Annotated in this window: 18 protein-coding genes, 1 tRNA gene and 2 pseudogenes; 7 read left to right on the forward strand and 14 right to left on the reverse strand. The window is 64.7% G+C overall.

From position 1 onward, the window contains the following. Positions 1-149 precede the first annotated feature (149 nt). Entirely contained in the window at positions 150-1,235 is a 1,086-nt protein-coding gene (gene ychF / locus BLQ10_RS14785; RefSeq protein ID WP_091563381.1) for a redox-regulated ATPase YchF, read from the forward strand. A 273-nt stretch (positions 1,236-1,508) separates the two neighbouring features. Here the strand turns inward: ychF and selB are convergent, their stop codons facing one another. The 3 genes from selB to BLQ10_RS14800 form a co-directional block, all read right to left on the reverse strand. Beyond that, the gene (selB, locus tag BLQ10_RS14790; protein ID WP_091563317.1) at positions 1,509-3,305 is read right to left on the reverse strand and encodes a selenocysteine-specific translation elongation factor; all 1,797 of its coding nucleotides are present in this window, start codon (positions 3,303-3,305) and stop codon (positions 1,509-1,511) included. Between the two features lie 3 nt (positions 3,306-3,308). Further along, positions 3,309-4,640, reverse strand: a complete 1,332-nt coding sequence (gene selA, locus BLQ10_RS14795) for an L-seryl-tRNA(Sec) selenium transferase (protein WP_091563318.1) — start codon at positions 4,638-4,640, stop codon at positions 3,309-3,311. A 35-nt stretch (positions 4,641-4,675) separates the two neighbouring features. Beyond that, a tRNA-Sec gene (locus BLQ10_RS14800) sits at positions 4,676-4,770 on the reverse strand. A 44-nt stretch (positions 4,771-4,814) separates the two neighbouring features. Between BLQ10_RS14800 and selD the strand changes: the two genes are divergently transcribed. Beyond that, a complete protein-coding gene (gene selD / locus BLQ10_RS14805; RefSeq protein ID WP_091563321.1) occupies positions 4,815-5,840 on the forward strand; it encodes a selenide, water dikinase SelD in 1,026 nt (341 codons plus the stop codon). A 17-nt stretch (positions 5,841-5,857) separates the two neighbouring features. Here selD and nrfD read toward each other — a convergent pair whose 3' ends face one another. The 3 genes from nrfD to fdh are packed head-to-tail and all read right to left on the reverse strand — an operon-like array spanning position 5,858 to position 11,244. Continuing rightward, positions 5,858-6,949: an NrfD/PsrC family molybdoenzyme membrane anchor subunit gene (gene nrfD, locus BLQ10_RS14810; protein WP_091563322.1), complete on the reverse strand. Its 1,092-nt coding sequence runs from the start codon at positions 6,947-6,949 to the stop codon at positions 5,858-5,860. Beyond that, positions 6,946-7,956, reverse strand: coding sequence for a 4Fe-4S dicluster domain-containing protein (locus BLQ10_RS14815; RefSeq protein WP_091563324.1), 1,011 nt, complete (start codon positions 7,954-7,956; stop codon positions 6,946-6,948). Before BLQ10_RS14815 ends, nrfD begins: the two co-directional genes overlap by 4 nt. Next, positions 7,957-11,244, reverse strand: coding sequence for a formate dehydrogenase (gene fdh / locus BLQ10_RS14820; RefSeq protein WP_139164249.1), 3,288 nt, complete (start codon positions 11,242-11,244; stop codon positions 7,957-7,959). It abuts the gene before it with no gap. A 355-nt stretch (positions 11,245-11,599) separates the two neighbouring features. Here fdh and BLQ10_RS14830 point away from each other — a divergent pair, with 355 nt between their 5' ends. Further along, positions 11,600-12,220 (forward strand): hypothetical protein, encoded by a 621-nt coding sequence (locus tag BLQ10_RS14830; RefSeq protein ID WP_091563329.1) that lies wholly within the window; start codon positions 11,600-11,602, stop codon positions 12,218-12,220. A gap of 361 nt (positions 12,221-12,581) precedes the next feature. Here the strand turns inward: BLQ10_RS14830 and BLQ10_RS14835 are convergent, their stop codons facing one another. The 4 genes and pseudogenes from BLQ10_RS14835 to BLQ10_RS14850 all read right to left on the reverse strand — a co-directional run. Beyond that, positions 12,582-13,349 carry an SCO1664 family protein gene (locus tag BLQ10_RS14835; protein WP_091563331.1) on the reverse strand — a complete coding sequence of 256 codons (768 nt, stop codon included), beginning with the start codon at positions 13,347-13,349 and terminating at the stop codon, positions 12,582-12,584. After that, complete coding sequence (locus BLQ10_RS14840; RefSeq protein WP_091563332.1) at positions 13,349-13,903, reverse strand: DUF3090 domain-containing protein; 555 nt, start codon at positions 13,901-13,903, stop codon at positions 13,349-13,351. Before BLQ10_RS14840 ends, BLQ10_RS14835 begins: the two co-directional genes overlap by 1 nt. 24 nt (positions 13,904-13,927) lie before the next feature. Next, entirely contained in the window at positions 13,928-14,620 is a 693-nt protein-coding gene (locus BLQ10_RS14845; protein ID WP_091563335.1) for a histidine phosphatase family protein, read from the reverse strand. Positions 14,621-14,764: 144 nt separating this feature from the next. Next, positions 14,765-15,019, reverse strand: a pseudogene (locus BLQ10_RS14850) (recombinase family protein); the annotation flags it as partial. 352 nt (positions 15,020-15,371) lie between these two features. On the opposite strand from BLQ10_RS14850, the gene BLQ10_RS14855 reads away from it, so the two are divergent. Further along, entirely contained in the window at positions 15,372-15,851 is a 480-nt protein-coding gene (locus tag BLQ10_RS14855; protein WP_139164250.1) for a hypothetical protein, read from the forward strand. Positions 15,852-15,980: 129 nt separating this feature from the next. Here the strand turns inward: BLQ10_RS14855 and BLQ10_RS14860 are convergent, their stop codons facing one another. From BLQ10_RS14860 to BLQ10_RS14870, 3 genes are all read right to left on the reverse strand, one after another. Beyond that, positions 15,981-16,259: a putative quinol monooxygenase gene (locus BLQ10_RS14860; protein ID WP_091563338.1), complete on the reverse strand. Its 279-nt coding sequence runs from the start codon at positions 16,257-16,259 to the stop codon at positions 15,981-15,983. Between the two features lie 56 nt (positions 16,260-16,315). Next, positions 16,316-16,828, reverse strand: a complete 513-nt coding sequence (locus tag BLQ10_RS14865) for an RES family NAD+ phosphorylase (protein WP_091563383.1) — start codon at positions 16,826-16,828, stop codon at positions 16,316-16,318. Positions 16,829-17,086: 258 nt separating this feature from the next. Beyond that, positions 17,087-17,383 (reverse strand): hypothetical protein, encoded by a 297-nt coding sequence (locus BLQ10_RS14870; RefSeq protein ID WP_091563339.1) that lies wholly within the window; start codon positions 17,381-17,383, stop codon positions 17,087-17,089. 235 nt (positions 17,384-17,618) lie between these two features. Here BLQ10_RS14870 and BLQ10_RS14875 point away from each other — a divergent pair, with 235 nt between their 5' ends. Then, positions 17,619-18,008, forward strand: a complete 390-nt coding sequence (locus BLQ10_RS14875; protein ID WP_091563341.1) for an ankyrin repeat domain-containing protein — start codon at positions 17,619-17,621, stop codon at positions 18,006-18,008. A 94-nt stretch (positions 18,009-18,102) separates the two neighbouring features. Here BLQ10_RS14875 and BLQ10_RS14880 read toward each other — a convergent pair whose 3' ends face one another. Further along, a complete protein-coding gene (locus tag BLQ10_RS14880; protein ID WP_091563342.1) occupies positions 18,103-18,480 on the reverse strand; it encodes a hypothetical protein in 378 nt (125 codons plus the stop codon). Positions 18,481-18,660: 180 nt separating this feature from the next. Here BLQ10_RS14880 and BLQ10_RS14885 point away from each other — a divergent pair, with 180 nt between their 5' ends. Together BLQ10_RS14885 and BLQ10_RS14890 are read left to right on the forward strand one after the other, a co-directional pair. After that, positions 18,661-18,933, forward strand: a complete 273-nt coding sequence (locus BLQ10_RS14885; protein ID WP_091563344.1) for a DNA gyrase subunit A — start codon at positions 18,661-18,663, stop codon at positions 18,931-18,933. A gap of 339 nt (positions 18,934-19,272) precedes the next feature. Then, a pseudogene (locus BLQ10_RS14890) lies at positions 19,273-19,507 on the forward strand (IS110 family transposase); the annotation flags it as partial.

Raw genomic sequence — 19,507 nt, forward strand, 5'->3', positions numbered from 1 at the left:
GCCCCTGTGACAGTTTTGGCTGCGACGCCCGGAACGCCCCGGACTTACACCCCGGAATCCCCGCACGGTCCGCCGCACCAGCCGAGCCACCGGCCCCTGCCCCGGCCGCACGCAACGATCCCCGGTCCGTGCAGGTAGAATATATGCTCGTGGCACTTACTATTGGCATCGTCGGACTGCCCAACGTCGGCAAATCAACCCTTTTCAACGCACTGACCCGCAACCAGGTCCTCGCGGCGAACTACCCGTTCGCCACGATCGAGCCCAACATCGGCGTTGTGAACCTGCCGGATGCCCGGCTTGAAAAGCTCGCCGGCATCTTCGGCTCCCAGCGTCTGCTGCCGGCCGCGGTGTCCTTCGTGGACATCGCCGGCATCGTCAAGGGCGCATCCGTTGGCGAAGGCCTGGGCAACCAGTTCCTCGCCAACATCCGCGAGGCCGAGGCCATCGCGCAGGTTGTCCGCGTGTTCGATGACCCGGACGTCATCCACGTCGACGGCAAGGTTGATCCCAGCTCCGACATGGAGACGATCAACACCGAGCTGATCCTGGCCGATCTGCAGACCATCGAAAAGGCCATCCCCCGGATCGAAAAAGAAGTAAAGATCAAGAAGCGGGATGCCGCCGAGCTGGCAGCCATCCTGGCGGCCCAGGCAGTGCTGGAACGCGGCGACACCATCTTCTCGTCCATCAAGCGCGACAAGCTGGAGATGGGGCACCTCAAGGAACTCGGCCTGCTGACGGCCAAGCCCTTCATCTATGTCTTCAACGCCGACGAGGGCATCTTGGGGAGCCCGGAGAAGCAGGCGGAACTGCGTGCCCTCGTGTCTCCGGCAGACGCCATCTTCCTGGACGCCAAGCTTGAGTCCGACCTGGTGGAGCTCGACGAGGCAGAAGCCCGCGAGATGCTGGAAATGAACGGCCAGGATGAATCCGGGCTGGACCAGCTGGCCCGCGTCGGCTTCCACACCCTCGGACTGCAGACCTACCTCACGGCCGGCCCCAAGGAAACCCGCGCGTGGACCATCCGCCGGGGCGACACCGCCCCGCAGGCGGCCGGCGTGATCCACTCCGATTTCCAGCGCGGCTTCATCAAGGCCGAGGTCGTCTCGTTCGATGACCTCATCGAGGCCGGCTCCATGGCCGAGGCGAAGGCCCGCGGCAAAGTCCGGATCGAAGGCAAGGAATACATCATGGCCGACGGCGACGTCGTTGAATTTAGGTTTAATGTGTAGTTTCTGTCCTTCCTAAGGCCTTTTGCGATAGCCGCTAAGAACACATGTTCTTGGCGGCTATGCGCTTTCCTGGGACCAGTTGCCAACGATGCCGCCAGCATTTTGCCGCGGAGGTAGCGAACGGCCACGGTTTCGACGTGCCATTGAATTCGCCAACTGCTTGTGGGCAGGACCTCGCAGACTTGTTGGATGCCACTCATTGCTTGATCGGATGTCCAGGATTTCGCAGCTGGTTCCACTGACGCTGGAGGCGGGGGCGGCGGGAGGTGCGGCTCAACGCACCACGGTCCGGTGACCGGCATCAAGGCGCCGGGTCCAGCCGCGGGAGTCCAGATGTTCAAGCAACGGGACTGCTATTCGACGGGTCGTGCCCAGAGTCTGGCGTGCTTGGCTCGTGGTGAAGGGCTGCTCCAGACCGGCCAGTAGGCGCATCGCAAGGGCGGGGGCCGTCGGCAGCACTACCACCCCATCGCGCAACCGCAGCAGACGCCCGGTGCGCTCCGCCGCCGCGAGCTCGCGGGCGCCCAAGCCCAGTGCGGCCAACTCCTGGGCTTCGGGTGCATGGAACGGATGTGCGGTCAGCGTGCGCTCCACCTCGGCGATCGCTGGCTCTGCGGCGCCGAGAGAATCTCGGCTGCCAGGCAGCCGGACGTGGCCGCCCTCCGCTTCCAGCCGTGCGCCACGGATGACGTGGGACAGCAGTCTCTCCTCGGGCAACTGCAGCAGGTCCCGCGCCGCGCCCAAGGACATTCCGGCGGCCAGCGGGTCACGTTCCTGCAATGCCTGGACCGCGGCGCGCAGCCGTTCCTGCCATGCCTCGAGGACAGGCGCATGCACCCACCAATCACCGATGACCCGGACCTCCGGGGACGCGGCCGACTCGGGACCGGGCAACAGCCCCAGCCGGTGAAGGTGTTCTGCCCGTACTGCTCCGCGGGCGGCGACTTCACCGAGCACGTCGCCGGCGGGGTCGAGGCCGGAAAGCCGCTCCGCCCAGCGGGCGCCGTCGCCGCGCCGCCGCAGGGCCGGCGGGTCGGCATCGAGGATACGCGCCCCGCCCAGCACCGACCGGCTTCCGGGGTCGCGCAGCACCAGCCGGTCGCCGAGAACGAGGGGCAGTTGCCTGGCAAGGACGAGCCGGGCGTGATCCGCGCCGAATGGCCGTAAACGGGCAGGCACGGACGCGGTGCCAACGTGCACCATGAGCTGTTCGGGCACGTCCGTATAGGCCACCCCTGTCGTGCGCTGAATACCGACGACGCCGGTCGTGGGCCACGCATCCGGGGTCAGCAGCGCATCTCCCCGGCGGATGTCCGTGGCGGCAACGTCCCGTAGGTTCAACGCCACCCGGCTGACGGGCTGCACGGACGCATAGGCGGTGTCCCGGCTTTGCAGACCGCGGACCACCACGGCCCGGGAACCGTCGTGGCTGAGCAGCTGGAGCCGGTCACCCCGTTCGAGTGTCCCTGCCGCCAGCGTTCCGGTCACTACCGTTCCCGACCCGGAAATCGTGAACGAGCGGTCAACCCACAACCGGACCCGCCCTGAGGTGGCGGGGGCGGGCACGCGGGCCAGGACGCCGTCGAGTGCTGAACGCAGGTCGGCCAGACCGGTACCGTCAATAGCGGACACGGCAACTGCGGGGGCTTCCCTCAGACCCGTGCCGGCCAGCTCCGTGCGGGTCCGCGAGAGGACGTCCGCGATCCGATGGCTGGACGCCCGGTCCGCACGGCTTAGCACCACCACGCCGTGTTCTATTCCAAGCGCAGCGACGGCATCCCGGTGATCACTTGACTGCGCCTGCCAACCCTCGTCCGCGGCGACGACGAAGCAGACCACCGGGGCCGGTCCGATTCCGGCAAGCATGTTTCCCAGGAAGCGTTCGTGGCCCGGCACGTCGACGAACGCTACATTCTGCCCGGACGGGAACGTGGTCCAGGCGTAACCCAGGTCGATGGTCAGCCCGCGGCGCCGTTCTTCCTCCCAACGGTCCGGCTCCATGCCGGTGAGGGCGCGAACCAGGGTGCTTTTGCCGGAATCGACGTGCCCGGCGGTGGCTACGACGTACACTCCTCAGTCCACCCCGCCTGGGTCCGCGGCCTTGAGGGCTGCCAGGGCTTGCCGTATTGCGTCGAGAATCGTATCGTCATCCGCCGGGGCGATGCAGCGCAGATCGATCAGGCACGAGCCGTCGTTGACGCGCGGCAGCACGGCCGGATCACCGGTGCGCAAAAGTCCTGCGAGTCCCTCTGGGAGCCGTAGTGCCCATCCCGGCAGAGGCACTCCCGGGGCGCCGCCGCCACCTACCCGACCGTCATGGGACACCACGGGCACGTCGAGTTCCCGGGCGAGCCGGTCCGTGCGGCGCCGCAAGTGCCCGGCGTCGGCGTGCAGGGCCCGGACAACCGGGGGCGGGCCGCCCGCCAGCGTGGCTTCCAAGGCGGCGAGGGCGAGTTTGTCGGCCCGGACCGCACGGGCGAGCGGGTGGCGGGCCAACCGCGTGATGATTTCCTTGCGGCCCAGCAGCAAGCCAGCCTGGGGGCCGCCGAGCAGCTTGTCACCGCTGGCGATCACGACGTCGGCTCCGCTCACCAAGGCGGAGGCGGCGTCCGGCTCCTCCGGCAGGAAAGGGTCGGGCGACAACAGCCCGCTGCCCAGGTCGGCCACCAGAGGTACCCCATGGGCGACGGTCAGCGGGCTGATTTCGTGCAACGGGACAGTGGAGGTAAATCCATCGACCCGGAAGTTGCTGGGATGGACCTTGAGTACGCACCCCGTGTTCGATCCCAGAGCACCGGCGTAGTCATGTAGGTGGGTGCGGTTGGTCGTACCTACCTCGCGTAGCTTCGCCCCCGTCGACTCCATTAAGTCGGTCAGCCTGAAGCCGGCACCGATCTCGACCAGTTCCCCGCGGCTCACCACCACCTCCCGGCCGGCGGCCAAGGCAGTCGTGGCCAACACCAGCGCTGCGGCGCCGTTGTTCACCACCAGCGCATCCTCAGCCGCGGGACAGGCGGCGAGTAATGCAGCGCGCGCACCGGCGCCGCGCCCGCTCCGGCTGCCGGTTGCCAAATCGAGCTCCACGTCAACGTAGCCGCTGGCCGCGATAAGAGCTTCCACCGCGTCTTCAGAAAGTGGAGCACGGCCGAGGTTGGTATGGACGATGACGCCGGTTGCGTTGAGCACCGGACGCAGGGTCGTCGCCGTGCGGTCGGCTACGGCGGCGATCAGTGTTGCTTCCACTTGTCCGGGCGGGAGCTCACCACGCCGTGCCTGATCCTGGATTTGACGAACGAGGTTGCGGATGACGCGCTCGTTCAGCCTGCTCCGGGCCTTGGAGACGGCCGGCAGAGCCAGCAGGTCATCGGTGCGCGGAATCAGGCGCCGGGGATCGACCAGGTCCACAGCCCTCCTCTGCTCGCGGCGCTCGGGCCGGAAGTTGGCGGTGGCGGACGGGAATCGAACCCGCCAGGCCGAGATGCTCAGCCGCACCGGTTTTGAAGACCGGGGGGCCCACCAGGACCCGGACGCCACCGTGGCTCAATATAGCAGGGTTGCCTGAAGGAGTACGCTAGGCAGGTGAACGAGGCCCAGACGCCAGTCCAGCAACTCGATACCGGTGCTGCCGGCACTCTCCGGCTCACCGGCTATGCCCACGGTGGCGGCTGCGCGTGCAAGATTCCGCCCGGCGAACTCGAAGAAGCGGTGCGCGGACTCACCGGCCAACCCGGCGGCGACGTGCTCGTCGGGCTTGACAGCGGCGACGACGCAGCAGCCGTTCTGGTCCGCGGCGACCTGGCCGTATTGTCCACCGCCGACTTCTTCACCCCCGTGGTAGACGACGCCTTCGATTGGGGCCGGATCGCCGCCGCCAACGCGCTCTCTGACATCTACGCGATGGGCGGGCGCCCGATTATGGCGATTAACCTCGTCGGCTGGCCCCGTGGTGTACTGCCGCTGGAATTGATGACCGAGGTACTCCGCGGCGGCTTGAGCGTCGCCGCCGAGGCACGGTGCCCGGTCATCGGCGGACACACGATCGACGATCCGGAACCGAAGTACGGCATGGCGGTCACCGGCGTCGCCCACCCCGACCGATTGCTGCGGAACGACGCCGCCCGGCCCGGGCTGCCCATCACGCTCACCAAACCGATCGGCGTCGGACTGCTCAACAACCGTCACAAGCAGACCGGCGAAGTGTTCGCCGAAGCAGTAAAGACGATGACGCGCCTGAACCGCGACGCCGCCGAGGAAGCGGTGGCGGCCGGTGTGCGGGCAGCCACGGACGTGACGGGCTTTGGCTTGCTCGGACACCTGTACAAGATGTGCCGGGCCTCCGGGGTCGGGGCAGTGGTGGACCGGAAAGCGGTGCCGCACGTCGAAGGCGCCCGGGAAGCGTTGCGCGATGGGTTTGTCTCCGGCGGGACGCGGCGCAACCTGGACTGGGTCCGGCCCTACCTGCGTGCCGCCGCGGGCGTCACGGAGGACGATCTGCTCCTGCTCGCCGATGCACAGACCTCCGGCGGGCTGCTCGTCGTCGGTGAATTGCCGGGCCATCCCGTCATCGGGCACACCATCGCGGGACAGGGCATCGAGATCCGCTGAAACACGGCCACTCGTTTTCAGCCGCCGGTGGTGATCGCGTCGTCGGTGATTCCGGCCGCACGGCGGGCGGCGAGCCGCGTCTTCTGCGGTTCGATGGTGTACCGCGGATCCCTGGCCGAGGCCAGGCCCGCCTCAAATACACCAAAACGCGTCAGGGCCGACGCGGTCAGCAACGCGAGTCCGGAGACCGCAGCCGCTCCGCGGTGTCGGCCGCCCAGCAGTGTTCCCAGCCCGCCGGCGACCGCCAAACGCTCGCTCCATTTCAGCATGGCGCCTGCCTTGCCTTGGTGTAGGGGTTCCGCCGCCACCGGGTCCATCCGTTGTTCCATAACTTTCATGGCAGCCACCTCACCTAAGACGCCGAGCACGGCAAGCTTCCGGGCCGGCCCCGTTTCGCGCACCGGCGTGGTGACCATGGCGAGCCCGGCAGAAGCGAGGGCTGCCGAACTTACGAAGACGAACGGCAGTTCCTCGTGGGCAGCGTTCCACGTCGGTGTGGCGGTGTCTCCGAGCAGCACTGCCGTATAAGCCGCCAGAGGTCCGGCAAAGACGGCGGCCTCGAAGCCGGCCGGTCCCTCGACAGCCCGCAGCACGTTCCGCAACGGACCCAGCGGAAGCCGGGATCCGCTCATCCGGTCGATCTCAGCCACCGCCGAGACCCCCGCACCTGCACTGAAGGCGCTGAGGATCCACGAGCCCACACTCATCGGCGAAGTGACCTTGAAAGTCCGCAGCATATGCAGAAAGCGCTCCGGCCTGCCGAGGTCCTTCACAAGCGCAACAGTCCCGGCACTTACCGCTGCCAAAGCGCTCAAACGCGCGTTACGGCGCAGCGTCGGCCGCCCGCTCAACTGGCCGCCGAGTCCGAGCAGAGCCGAGCCGGCGGCAACGCCGCCCAGGAACAGGTACGCGGCCACATCATTACCCCAGGGTGCCGCTTTTACAACCGGACGGCCGTAATACGAGCTGAATTCCTGCTCCGGAACCATGGGCATTTCCCGGGAGCCGTCGCCATTGGCCGGGCGCCGGCCCGGTCCTCGTTTGCCCTCCCGCCGGCGACGGCGGACGGGTTCCGAAGGCCGGAAGCTGTCAAACTCTGAGAGGGTCATGCACGCCCTCCCAGGAATGCCACTGCAACTGCCGCGGCCATGCCCGCTACTGCCATGCCGGCCCTTCGGTACATCTGCGGAAGGTCGGCCGTGGGTACCCGTGGGTCCGGCGGAAGTCCGTAGACCTCGGGTTCGTCGAGGAGCAGGAAGACTGATCCGGTTCCGCCGACGCCGTCGTTTTCGTTCGCACCGTAGAGCCTTGCCTCCGTCAGGCCTTGCGCGTGCAGGCTGGAAACCCGTTCCCTGGCCGTCTCCACCATGTCGTCATGGTCGCCGAACTTGATAGACGTCGTAGGGCACGCCTTGGCGCACGCGGGGGTCTCATCGGCGACAAGCCGGTCGTAGCACAGCGTGCACTTCTGGGCGATGCCCGCATTGGGGACGGCGGGATGCTTGGCGTGCTGGTCGTTCCTGCTGGTAGCCACCTTGACCGAGCCATCGGCGCGGCGCTCGATGACGCCGAAAGGACATCCGGCGACGCAGGTTCCACAGCCGTTGCAGACGTCGTCCTGTACCACCACGGTCCCGAATTCGGTGCGGAAAAGCGCTCCGGTGGGGCACACGTCGAGGCACCCGGCGTGCGTGCAGTGCTTGCAGACGTCGGAGGACATCAACCACCTGAAGTCTGCCGTGTCCGGGGGCGTGGTCTCGGCCTCGGCCAGGTCCGTCGCAGCTGGTGATGCCGTGGCCGGCGGACCGATACGCGGCATGCCCAGGCTCACCAGGGCGCGGCCTGATTCCCGCGCCTCAACAATGCGTTCCTGACCTTGCTCGATGAACGCCACATGACGCCAAGTGCTGGCGCCCAGCGCCCCGGTGTTGTCGTAGGACGACCCGAGCAGCTCCAGGTTGCCGTCCTGCGGGTTATGGTTCCATTCCTTGCAGGCAACCTCGCAGGCCTTGCACCCGATGCAGATCGAGGTGTCGGTGAAAAAGCCCTTCCGCGGATGGCTGTGCTCCCAGTGGGCATCGGCGGTGGGATCGGTCGGTCCGGACAGCTGGCCCATCTAGTCCTCCAACATCGGATCGGTAACGGCGCGGTTGCCGGTCTCGGCGGTCAGTCCCGCCCGCGCCTGATAGGCGGCGACCAGGGCCCGCAGTTCCTGCCCGCGCGGCCGGCGACCCGGGCGGATATCGCAGGAGGCGACCTTGGACTCCTGGATCTGGACATTGGGGTCCAGCGTCACGCCAAGCAGGTCATTGGCCGCATCGCCACTGACGATGGCGTCACTGCCCACGCCCCAGTGGTAGGGCAGCCCGATCTGGTGCACGGTGTGACCGCCAACGGCCAACGGTTTCAGCCGGTCAGTGATGAGCACCTTCGCCTCTATGGCCGAGCGGGGCGAAATAATGGTGGCCCACCCGTAGGGCTCAAGCCCCCGCTCGTCAGCCAGTTCAGGCGAAACCTCACAGAACATCTCCGGCTGCAATTCGGACAAGTAAGGAAGCCAGCGGCTCATCCCGCCTGCGGTGTGATGCTCAGTAAGCCGGTACGTGGTGAAGACGTACGGGTACACCTCTGCGCCCGGGGTACCGGCACTTGGCGCACTGAAGTTGCCCGCGCGCGGGAACACGAGCCGTGCCGGACTCTGCTGTTGTGGGTAGAGCGCGTTGGCCACGGGGGATTCCTGAGCCTCGTAGTGAGTGGGAAGAGGCCCATCCACGAGGCCTTTCGGGGCGAACAGCCAGCCCTTGCCGTCGGCCTGCATGATGAAGGGGTCATCTCCGCTAAGGGCTGCAGGGCCGCCGAGGGCCGGGTCGGGCTGGCTTCCCGGAGCCCGGTCCACCGGGAAATCGGGAACATCGTCGCCGACCCACTTTCCTTGGTCCTGGTCCCACCAGATGTATTTCTTCCGCTCGCTCCACGGCTTACCGGCGGGATCCGCGGACGCCCGGTTGTACAGGACCCGGCGGTTGGCCGGCCATGCCCAGCCCCATTCCAAAGCCACGGGCCCTTGTTCCCGACCAGGCTTACGGTTGGCAGCGTGGTTGGAGCCGTCAGCGTAAACACCGGTGTAGATCCAACAACCAGCGGCCGTGGAACCGTCTGCACGGAGCTCGGTGTAGGCGGAGAGGGGCTTACCGGCGTCCGGTCCAGCCAGTTGGCGGCCGTTGATCTCGGCAAGCACAGCCTCGGCATCTGGATCGCCGTGCTCATCCGTGGGATAGTCCCAGGTCAGGTCGAGCAGCGGACGGTCCCGCTCGTCCTCGGAGCCGGCCAGCTTCGCCCGGATCCGTTGGCCTAGCTCGAAGAAGAACTGCAGTTCGCTCTGGCACTCCCCGGGCGGTGCCACAGCCTGGTGCCGCCACTGCAGCAGACGCTGGGTCTGCGTGAACGAGCCGGCTTTCTCCACATGGGTGGCTGCGGGCAGGAAGAAGACTTCGGTCTCGATATCCTCGGTGCGCAGTTCGCCGGATTCGATCTCCGGGCCGTCCTTCCACCAGGTGGCCGACTCGATCATGTTCAGGTCACGCACCACCAGCCACTTCAGATGGGACATGCCAAGCCGTTGCAGCCGGCCGTTGGCCGAGCCCACTGCGGGGTTCTGTCCAAGGATGAAGTACCCCTCCACCTCGTCCTTGAGCATGCTCATAGTGGTCTCATATGTGCCGTGCGCCCCCGTTAGCCGCGGAAGGTAATCATAGGCCCAGTCGTTGTCCGCGGTCGCGGCTTCACCCCACCAGGCCTTCAGCAGGCTGACGGTGTAGGCGTCGGCGTCGGCCCAAAAGCCCTTTTGCTGTTTTGACCCGACGGCTGCCAGATAGTCACTGAGGCTGTCATGGCGGCCGGCGCTGGGCATCGGCAGGTAGCCGGGGAGCAGGTTGAACAATGTGGGGATGTCGGTGGACCCCTGGATGCTGGCATGGCCGCGAAGGGCCATGATCCCGCCGCCGGGGCGCCCCACGTTTCCCAGCAATAGCTGAAGGATCGCCGCGGCCCGGATGAACTGCGCTCCCAGGGAGTGCTGAGTCCAACCCACCGCGTAGGCAAAGCAGGTTGTCCGGTCGCGTCCCGAGTTTTCCGTGATGCTGCGGGCAAGATACTCGAAATCCGCCACGTTGATGCCGCACATGTCCCGGACCATCTCCGGGGTGTACCGGGCATAATGCCGCTTGACGATCTGGAAGACCGTCCGGGGGTCTTGCAGGGTGTCATCCCGCTGCACTTCGGCATGCTCCAGCGGCGGCCCGCCACTGCCAAAGGTGTCCGCGGCAGCACGGGCGGACGCTTCGGCGCCGTGTTCGCGGCTGAGCCCCGGCTCATCAATCGCGCCCTCACCTTGTTCCGCGTACGCCCAAGACGACGTGTCATACGCCCTTTTTTCCGGATCGAAACCGGAGAACAGGCCGCCCAGGTCCTCGGCATCGCGGTAGTCCGCGTGCACCAGCGTCGCCGCGTTGGTGTACGCGCCGACGTACTCCTTGAACCAGAGGTCATTGGTGATGACGTAGTTAATCAGGGCGCCCAGAAGGACGACGTCAGAGCCGGCCCGGATCGGAATGTGCTTGTCCGCGACGGCGGAGGTGCGCGTGAATCGGGGATCGACGTGAATGACCTTAGCTCCGCGTGCCTTAGCCTCCGCAACCCACTGGTATCCCACCGGGTGGCATTCGGCCATGTTGGAACCCTGAATGACGATGCAGTCGGCGTTGGCCATGTCTTGCAGTGATTGCGTCGCGCCACCGCGTCCAAACGAGGCTCCCAAACTGGGAACCGTGGAGGAGTGTCAAATGCGGGCTTGGTTCTCGATCTGTACCGCACCGGCAGCCGTGAAGAGTTTCTTGATCAGGTAGTTCTCTTCGTTATCGAGTGTTGCCCCGCCCAGCGAAGCAATCCCCATCGTGCGGCGAAGCAGCCTGCCTTCCTCGTCTTCTTGCTGCCACGTCCTGCGGCGGGTCTCGATGAAGCGGTCCGCCACCATGTCGACGGCGGTGGCTAGGTCCAGGTGCTGCCACTGGGTGGAGCGTGGCGCACGGTAAAGCACGCCCGTTTGACGGCCTGGCGAGTTGACCAGCTGTTCACTGGCAGAGCCCTTGGGGCACAAACGACCGCGGGATATTGGCGAATCCGGATCGCCCTCGATGTGAACGACCTTTTCGTCTTTGACGTAGACCCGCTGTCCGCAGCCCACGGCGCAATACGGGCACACGCTCTGCACGACGCGGTCAGCGGTGACCGTCCGCGGAGTGATGGACCTGGTCTGCGGGGATGTCACCGCCGGACCGCGGCCCAAGAGGTCGCCCGTACTCAACTGCCGGACGACCGGCCACTGAAGAAAACTGCGCCGTGCCATGAAAGGAGCCTACCCAATCAGGGCCCCCGGCAACAGGGGAACGGTGAAATCCCTGCGCGTCCGGCGGCTCGGAGGTTGTCCCGGACCGCCATCCCTCGGCCGGCCGCCTCGTCGACGGTCCTGGGGACTTATGAAGTGGCCGTTATTTGTCTTTCCGTGACGGGCGAGGGGATCACGGACCCCATGCCAGCTCATTCCCGCTTGGTACGTCGATTATCGGGAATGCATACAGAGAACGCCGCTCGGAGGACGCAACGAGTGCGACTGCGGATAACGCTGACCGCCACACCGCTTTAGAATTTCTGGTAGCTGTCACCCGGGACCAGGGGCGGGGAACCACGATGAAAGGAAGCCCATGAACACTGACCCAAGCAAGGCCGGCGCCGTGAATGCTGAGCCACTCAAAGGGGATCCTACCGGGCAGGACCCCACCGTTAAGGACCCTGCTGCGGATGTGAAGCTGCAGCTTCAACTTGCTATCTTCGAGGCCAGCAAGGACTCCGAAGGCAAAAGCCTCGCCGAGATCCTAGTAAGCCTGCGGTCCGCCTTCGCCGCCCGCGGCGTTGCGGAACCGCCGGCCACTTGGTTGGAGTCCGTCGCCTCTTCAGCGTTCTATGGTGAGCCCTACCTCATTGATTTCCCCACTGCGATCGCAGCAGACGCCGCCGTGCCCGCTCCGAAGCAAGAAGTCCGGAACCGCCTCGCGGCCCGCCGCGAACTTCGGGCGGCAGAGCTTCCGCCCGGAATCTTCCCCTCCGGGAACGATTGGGACGTGCCCGTCATCGAAGCTCCCGCGGGTGCCCCCGAGCCTGTCAACCCGGCCACCATTTCCCGACGGGCGACGACAATCGCTGCAGGCCTGGCTTTCGTAGGAGTTGTGGCCGTGGTCGTGGTCGTGGTCGTCCAGTCTGCCCGTGCATCCAACCGACACCGGACGCCCCTGCCGGCCCGCACCCCTGAAGGGAAAGTCAGCTAAGGCAGAAAGCTCAGCGGCCCACTGGCTCCCGCTGCATGGACAAGAGGTTATTCTGTGACGGAACGTGGTTGAATTTAGGTTCAATGTATAGGGACTGATCTCCCGAGACCTTTGCGATGGCCGCTAAGAACACATGTTCTTGGCGGCCATGCGCTTTCTGCGACCGGTTGCGAAGTCAAAATGATGCCGCCCGTATTTTGCTGCATAACGAAAGAGTGACCAAACTCGTGGCCGCAATCAAAGTCGGTCAAAAGACCTAAGGCACCGTTCTTGCCTCGGGTTGGATCCGCTCTGCTGCGGGCGCGCCCGCAGAGGACGACTCAACGTCGCACAGCCCGCGAAGTCCGTAGCCGTAATTCCCTTAGAACAGCGGCCAGGGCACCGCCGACATCTCACCGCTCGGAGCCGGAAACCGCCCTGCCAAGCGCAACTTGGCGCAGCGCGCGGCGAGCGATGCGATTTCTTCGGAGCTGAGCAAGTCCGCCAGGTCTCGGCCCAGCCCACCGTGCAGTCCTTCGCTGACACGATCTATGCCGTCGCGTTCCTCGGCGGTTAGGGCGTCTCCCAGCCATCCCCACAGGACCGTGCGCAGCTTGTGGTCACGGTGAAAGGTGAGCCCATGGTCCACGCCGTGCCGGTGTCCTTCCGTCATGGCAAGAATGTGGTCGCCTTTGCGGTCGGCGTTGTTGACGACCATGTCGAACACCGCCATGCGTCTGAGCGCTGACGAGTCTTCGTGAACGAGGGCGACCATCCGTCCGTTTTCATCTCGTCCCTCGAGAACGCGTTTCCAGCCAGTTTCCGGCACGTGGTCCGTCGCGACCAGGTTGACGGCGCTTTGGGCCGGGTCTTGCTCCTGCCAGAGCTGCACCATTCCTTCGCCCATCGGACCATCGCGCAGCCAGGTGTGCGGCACGACGTCCCAGCCGAAGGCTTGCGAGACCATGTAGGCGGCCACCTCCCGGTGAGCCAGGGTGCCGCGGGGAAAATCCCACAGCGGACTTTCGCCTGCTATCGGCTTATAGACGACCACCACGTCGCCGATGATGCCCAGAAATGTAGCGTTTGAAGCCGTCGTGATGCGGCCGGTGAGCGTCAGCTCGGCGGTCACTAGGTCCGTCGTTGGCATCAGACCTCGGGAAGGGTGCAGATGTGCCCGCCGGCGTCCACGGGATAACCGCAGAGCGGGCACGTCGGACGCCCTGCGCCCACGATCTCACGGGTGCGCTTGGCGAATGCGCGGGCGGTGCCGACCGGCATCCGCACCAGCAGCATTTCGGGATCCGTAGCGCCGTCCTCGTCAAGCGATTCGTCGTTGTCATCAGCATCTACATCGGTGATGGGGTAGGCCTCTATTACGACCTGGGCCGTGGTTGGGTCCCAGCCCAAGCTCATGGCGCCGGTGCGAAACTGCTCCTGAACGGCCTCGAGCTGGTCATTGTCGACAAGTTCATTGGGAGTACTCGTGGGAACGCTGAAGGGGTTGCCCTCGACGGTGATGAGCTGGTCGAGCATTTCGTCGATCTTCTCCGCGAGCAGAGCCGACTGCTGCTTCTCCAAGGCAATACTCACGATCTGCGTCCCTGCGCGCACCTGCAGGTAGAACGTGCGCGCCCCCGGAAGGCCAATGGTGCCAACGACGACCCGATCAGGCCAGGCAAACTCGTGAAGACGTGTAGGCATGTCAGTATTCTAGGCACATGAAGTTCATGGCGCCTTTTGCCCTACACCGCCGCCCACCGGCGCATCGCCAGAGTGGATGCCGTTCGACAGCCACGACAGATCACCAGCGTCGGTGTTGGTCGCGTAGACGCTCGGCCGACTAGCGCCGTAGCGCACGATCGATACGGAGGCGGGGCCCACGTTAATGCGCTGGAACAGGTCAAGGTGCATGCCGAGCGCGTCGGCGAGGATTGACTTGATGATGTCACCGTGACTCACCGCAACCCACACGGCCCCCGGCCCGTACTCGGCTTCGAAGACTGCATCGTGGCGCCGGATCGCTGCCACCGACCGAGCCTGCATGGCGGCCATGGATTCACCGCCGGGAAAGACGACGGCGGACGGTTGCGACTGCACAACCGGCCACAAATCCTCGGTCGTGAGATCACTGAGCGTGCGGCCCTGCCACTGGCCGTAATCGCACTCGGTGAGATCGAGATCGACCGGCGCGTACGGCGCGCCAGTCTGGCGATCCAGGATGAGCTGGGCGGTCTGCTGACAACGCTCAAGAGGGCTCGACACCACCCCGACCAAGGGCACGGGCGCGAGCCGGTCTCCGGTCAGAGCCGCCTGGTCCCGCCCTATCTGGTCCAGGCTGACGCCGACGGCCCGACCGGCCAGCAGGCCAGTGGCATTGGCTGTGGTGCGGCCGTGCCGCACGAGAATAACTGTCGCCATTCACCCAGCCTAACCACCCGGTCGATGGCGGTGTGAACCGTACGGGGTCGCGCGTCGAACAGGCAGATACAGCACTGGTGGAACCTTTCAAGCACGCCGACGCGCTCAAAGCCGCCCAGACGGACTCGGCACGCATTGACCAGCTCATGGCCGACGCAGCAGAACCGGAAGAACCGGCACAGCAAGAACCCCCGACCGAAGTCGACCCCGCGTGGAGGACAGGCGGTCGAGGATGTTCACCACACGGGTGTCCCCGTTTCGGCAGGTGGCCAGCGCTTCCCGGAGTCCCCGCCGTGCCCGGTTGGTGCCGGTGGGGCCCTGGTCCATGAATGTCTTGTCCGGTGCCACTCCCAGAGCGAGAAGGGCATTCTTCTGGGCGGTTAGGTCTTGGTCTTTGGTGAATACGCGGGCTTATCCGATCAGCAGCCCGGTCATGGTGTTGAATGTACCGTTTATCCCCCCGTCACCGGGCATTTTTGCGGGCGGGTCTTACGGGAATTGGCCGTCCGCGGAAAGACGGTGATCGTGATCTGGAAATCTTGGCTGGCGCTTGCGCCGGTGGGGGACCGGCTTACGGGCGCCGGTCGGCAGGTTGCAGAGAGGTCTTGGGCGCGTATGAAGCCCATCTGGCAAAGTGCTCACATGAAATATCAACGCCGCCGATTGGTAAGGGTAGTCGCCTGACACTGGAGAGCTGAGCTGGCTGCAATAGAAGCGATTGGGCTTCCCGGGATGTACTCAGTGTGGAATAGTGCCATCCATAACCTTGGGGGTAGAAGTGATGAAGTGCAGTCGTTTGCTGGACCTGGCGGTTGCGATTTTTCTTGTGGCGGTCCCGCTCACCGGATGCGCGGGGCAGCAGCTAGGACGCGGGGGCCCGCAATCGTTTGGCTCTATTGATGAGGCCTACGCTGCCGTCGATGACGTCATGGGCTGCGATCCTAAACCCGTTGGCGATCCGGTTGTTCCTATGGGCGATGGCATTCCGCTCACTTCGGCGCAGAGACTCTGTTCGAAAAATGTTCAGATAGATCTCTACCCAAACCAGGACGCTCTTGAGAAGAGCTATCAAATATGGGCGGACTCGAGTCAGGGCAAGATACCTCTCATTCGGGGTAGTAATTGGATGGTTGTTGACCTCAGCCAAATCGCGAGTGGCCAGCCGTCAACCTTTAATATCGAACGTTTGGCCGAGAAACTGAACGGCGAGTACGCCGTCGTCGGTACGTAACTGGTACACCCCGAGAGCATCCATCCGCAATATCCTTGACCGGATACCATGCATTTGCGCGCCCGGTGAGGGATCCTTCATCAGGCAGCGTGCAGCGGTTGGCGCGGTACCAGTGATGCATCCGACGGGCTACATGCCTTCAATCTCGTAGTGTCGAGCGATGCATGCAGTTGCCCTGCCCCATTCGCTCTCGGCGACTCGTTGCTGGTGTGCTCGGAACGACGCGGCGTCTTGGAATTGCTCATCGACCTGCCAGATCAGGGGGTTCTGAGTGGGGTTCACTTCGAAGGAAAGGCATCCTTGCTCGGCGCGCGTCAGCTTGATGTGCAGGGGTAGGTGCTGTGCGACCACAGTGACCTGCTCTTGGTCACTGCAAACAAGTTGCCCAGTGAGGAAGACGTTGCTCATAAGTCATCCTTCCATTGCCGAATACAGCGCCACCAATCGTCCCGGTGGAGGATCCTCTACCGGGCCTGTACTTCACGAACACTGGGGGAACCCTCAACGTTCCAGGTGAAGAGCGTCAGATGCCAGAGGTGGGGCTGTTTACGGGAGGGGTCGATTAGCCCGTGGGCCCCACTGCGCTCAAGAGTTTCGCGGACTTTCCATGAGGATGGCGAACCACCGCCGGCAACAACTTGCTGCCAGTCTGCTGCAGCGTCGGCGGGGTCAATGCCGATCGATTTCAATGCCTCGTGATCACGGAGGTCAACGATTCCATCGGCCTTCACATCGAACCGTAAGACTTCAAGATTAGGGGTGCGGCCGTTGGAATGCGCGATCATCGCGGCTGCGACACCGTCACGCGACGAGCTGAGATAGAGCGTTGGCACGTCCGGTGGTGAATACCGGCCGGCCGACCGCGACCCCTCAAGTGCAGCAGCTCGGTAGGTGGGGTCAACGGCACGAAAAAACGTTCCTGTCACTGTGCGCACTACGGCGTTGTCCTGCGTGACGAGTGGTTCGGCGTATTGCATAACCATGGGCTCCTTGCCCGTGCGGCTCAATTTGCAGTCCCAGCCTCCCACGGTCCGCGCTGAATCGCTTCAACGGCGCCCGTTCAGGGATCCCTCTGCGGAACGTCTTTACGAGCTGCCAAGCCCGTCTCGCTGCGACGTCGCTCCGGTTCCGGCTAGAGCTCTCGGAGTCTATACAGCGGGCACGTTTGGAGGACAGGGATTCCACGACTCCGGCAGCAGCTCCTCCTGCGACTCCGCGGCGGAGGCGCAGAATAGTCAACTCCCTATGGCTCCACACTCCCCACCAGACGACAGGATCGATCTGAGCTCTTCCGCCTGGGCAGCAAGTTCGCCGCGTTGTTCGCCAGTGAACTTTCCAATTTGCAGGGCCAGGACTGCCCGGCAGGACATCTCGCCCAGCTCCAACAATTCCATCAGACGACGAATCGCTTCATCTCGGTTCTCTGAATCCTCGACCAGTTGGAAGACTTCCTCCCGCCGATCCATCGCCTTCACGAGGCCGTCCTGGATTCTCAAGTTGTACTCAGCATGCCTCCGCTGCTCCCCATCCATGCTGCGATTCTTCCATGCACGACTATTGCCGGAGGCGGGGACCGCGAGGGCGGCACCGCGCACATAGCCGCCGCCATCGACTGAACCAACCAGTTCGGCCGCAGGTGACCCAGGCAATGGAAAATGCTGTTAGAACCGACTGTCCCGCTGAGGGATCGTTTACCGGGCGCAGCTCAAGTCCGGTAAGCGATCGGTTTTGGTGCAGTGTCCCCTTGTACCAAGAATCGAGGTTTCCATGGACACCGCAGGTCGGTCTCCGCTCCATTACGCAGCACTCACCAATGATGCCGCGGAGGTGACGCGGCTGATCGCCGAAGGCGAGTCGCCCGATTCGTCTGACAGCCAGGGATTCACGCCGCTTCACCTTGCGTCCCAGGAACACGCCTTGGACGCGGCGGCCGCGCTGCTCGACCTCGGCGCGACGGTCGACGCAATCAACTCCTTCGGCAACACACCGCTGTTCGTCGCCGTGTTCAACTCGCGCGGGCGACCCGAGATGATCGAACTGCTGCGTTCACGCGGTGCAGATCCAATGCATTCGAACGGGACAGGGCAGACGCCCGTGGGACTGGCCCGACTAATCGGCAACTACGATGTGGCACAGTACTTCGAAGGCCTCCACTGATCTGCCAGAGCTGGCAACGTCCGCATGGGGATCCCCTTGCGGGCTGCACCATGCGCTATTTCGCGTTGCAGAACCCAGTGGACGATTGGTTGGACTACTCGCGGGCCTCCAGCCGTCGACGATCGAGTGCGCGGGCAACTGGAGTAAGCGCCGCCCAGAGCTCCGCTTCGCTGGCCTGAAGGGCCGGCGGCAGATTCTTCTCTGGAAGCCGGCGGTGTCTGGCACAAGGGCGCATGGAACCTTCGAGGTATTCCACGGCTGCCAGCACCAGCGCGGAAGTGACGCCGCTTGGGCCGTCGGGCCAGATGGCACGGGCTTCGCCGGATTGGTCCAAGTCGCCGGCCCTCATTCCGATGTCCACGGCCTGCTCGGCGCTCAAGCTCACAGCCCGTGAGGCAAGATCAGGTTCGCCCAGCCGCCAAAGTTCGCGGGCGATAGACAGCGGAGGACTCGTGATCGTGAATGATCCCATGAATCAATGATCGCCAATCATCTCCTGATTGACGTATTTGACGGCGATCCTGCCACGGTGAGGTGTGGTCCGCCTGAATCTCGCGTCGGCTCCGCCTTGATCCGCCCATGCTGTCCGTAAGGGGATCCCCAGACGGGACGGAAATGCCCCAAAGGCTGCCGGTCGTGCAAGAATCGCGGCATGGATGAGGATGAGCGGCGGATAAGGGATCAACTGATGGTCGCCGATGCCCTGGTACAGGCGATAGATCGGCGTGACGAGGTCTTCCAGATGATTGAGGATTCAGAGGACGTGGACGAAGCAATCCGTCGCGTGGGTCAACTGTTGGCCGTAGGAGCACTGGGCAGCCGGGCGGTCCTCGACCAGCAGGCCAGAAGATTCACCCGAGACCAGCGTCAGGCTATCGCTTCCCATGCAGAAGAACTTAGATCAAAGTTGCCCGATGGGCCCTGAACTGGTCGCGTGCGGTCCGCTTACGGTTCGTCGTCCTGGCTTCGCTCCCCAGCTTTCAGCGCCATCAAGTGCATCATGAACTCCGTGGCGGCGATTAGCCCGCGTCCGGCACGACGCACGCTCGACACGGACTACCCGCGCGGCACCCTACGGGCCGCTGCCAAGTCCCTATCACTGTTGGGCCACGGACCATGGCAGCCGTGGCGCTTGGTACACCCCTAGACGATATGAGGTAGCCGGGTTTTTGGGGCTGGAACCTCCTCTTCAAAGCAAGACGTGGGTTGCCTGCCAGACTTGGCGGACAGGTAGAGCCACATTTGAAATTTGGAGGTTCCAGCTATGTTCGAGCGTACAAGCGTCGGTCTGGATGTCCATGCCCGTTCTGTTGCCGGATGCGCCCTGGATGCGCAGACGGGCGAGATCATTCCGCACCGAATGACTCCGGATCTTGCCGAGATTCTTGCCTGGATCGTGTCGCTTCCGGCCCCGGTGCGGGTGGTCTACGAAGCCGGGCCGACAGGTTTCGGGCTGGCCAGGTTCCTGCTGGCGGCCGGGATCGACACGCTGGTCGCGG

The sequence above is a fragment of the Arthrobacter sp. ok362 genome (genome assembly GCF_900102785.1).
Classification (GTDB): Bacteria; Actinomycetota; Actinomycetes; order Actinomycetales; family Micrococcaceae; genus Arthrobacter.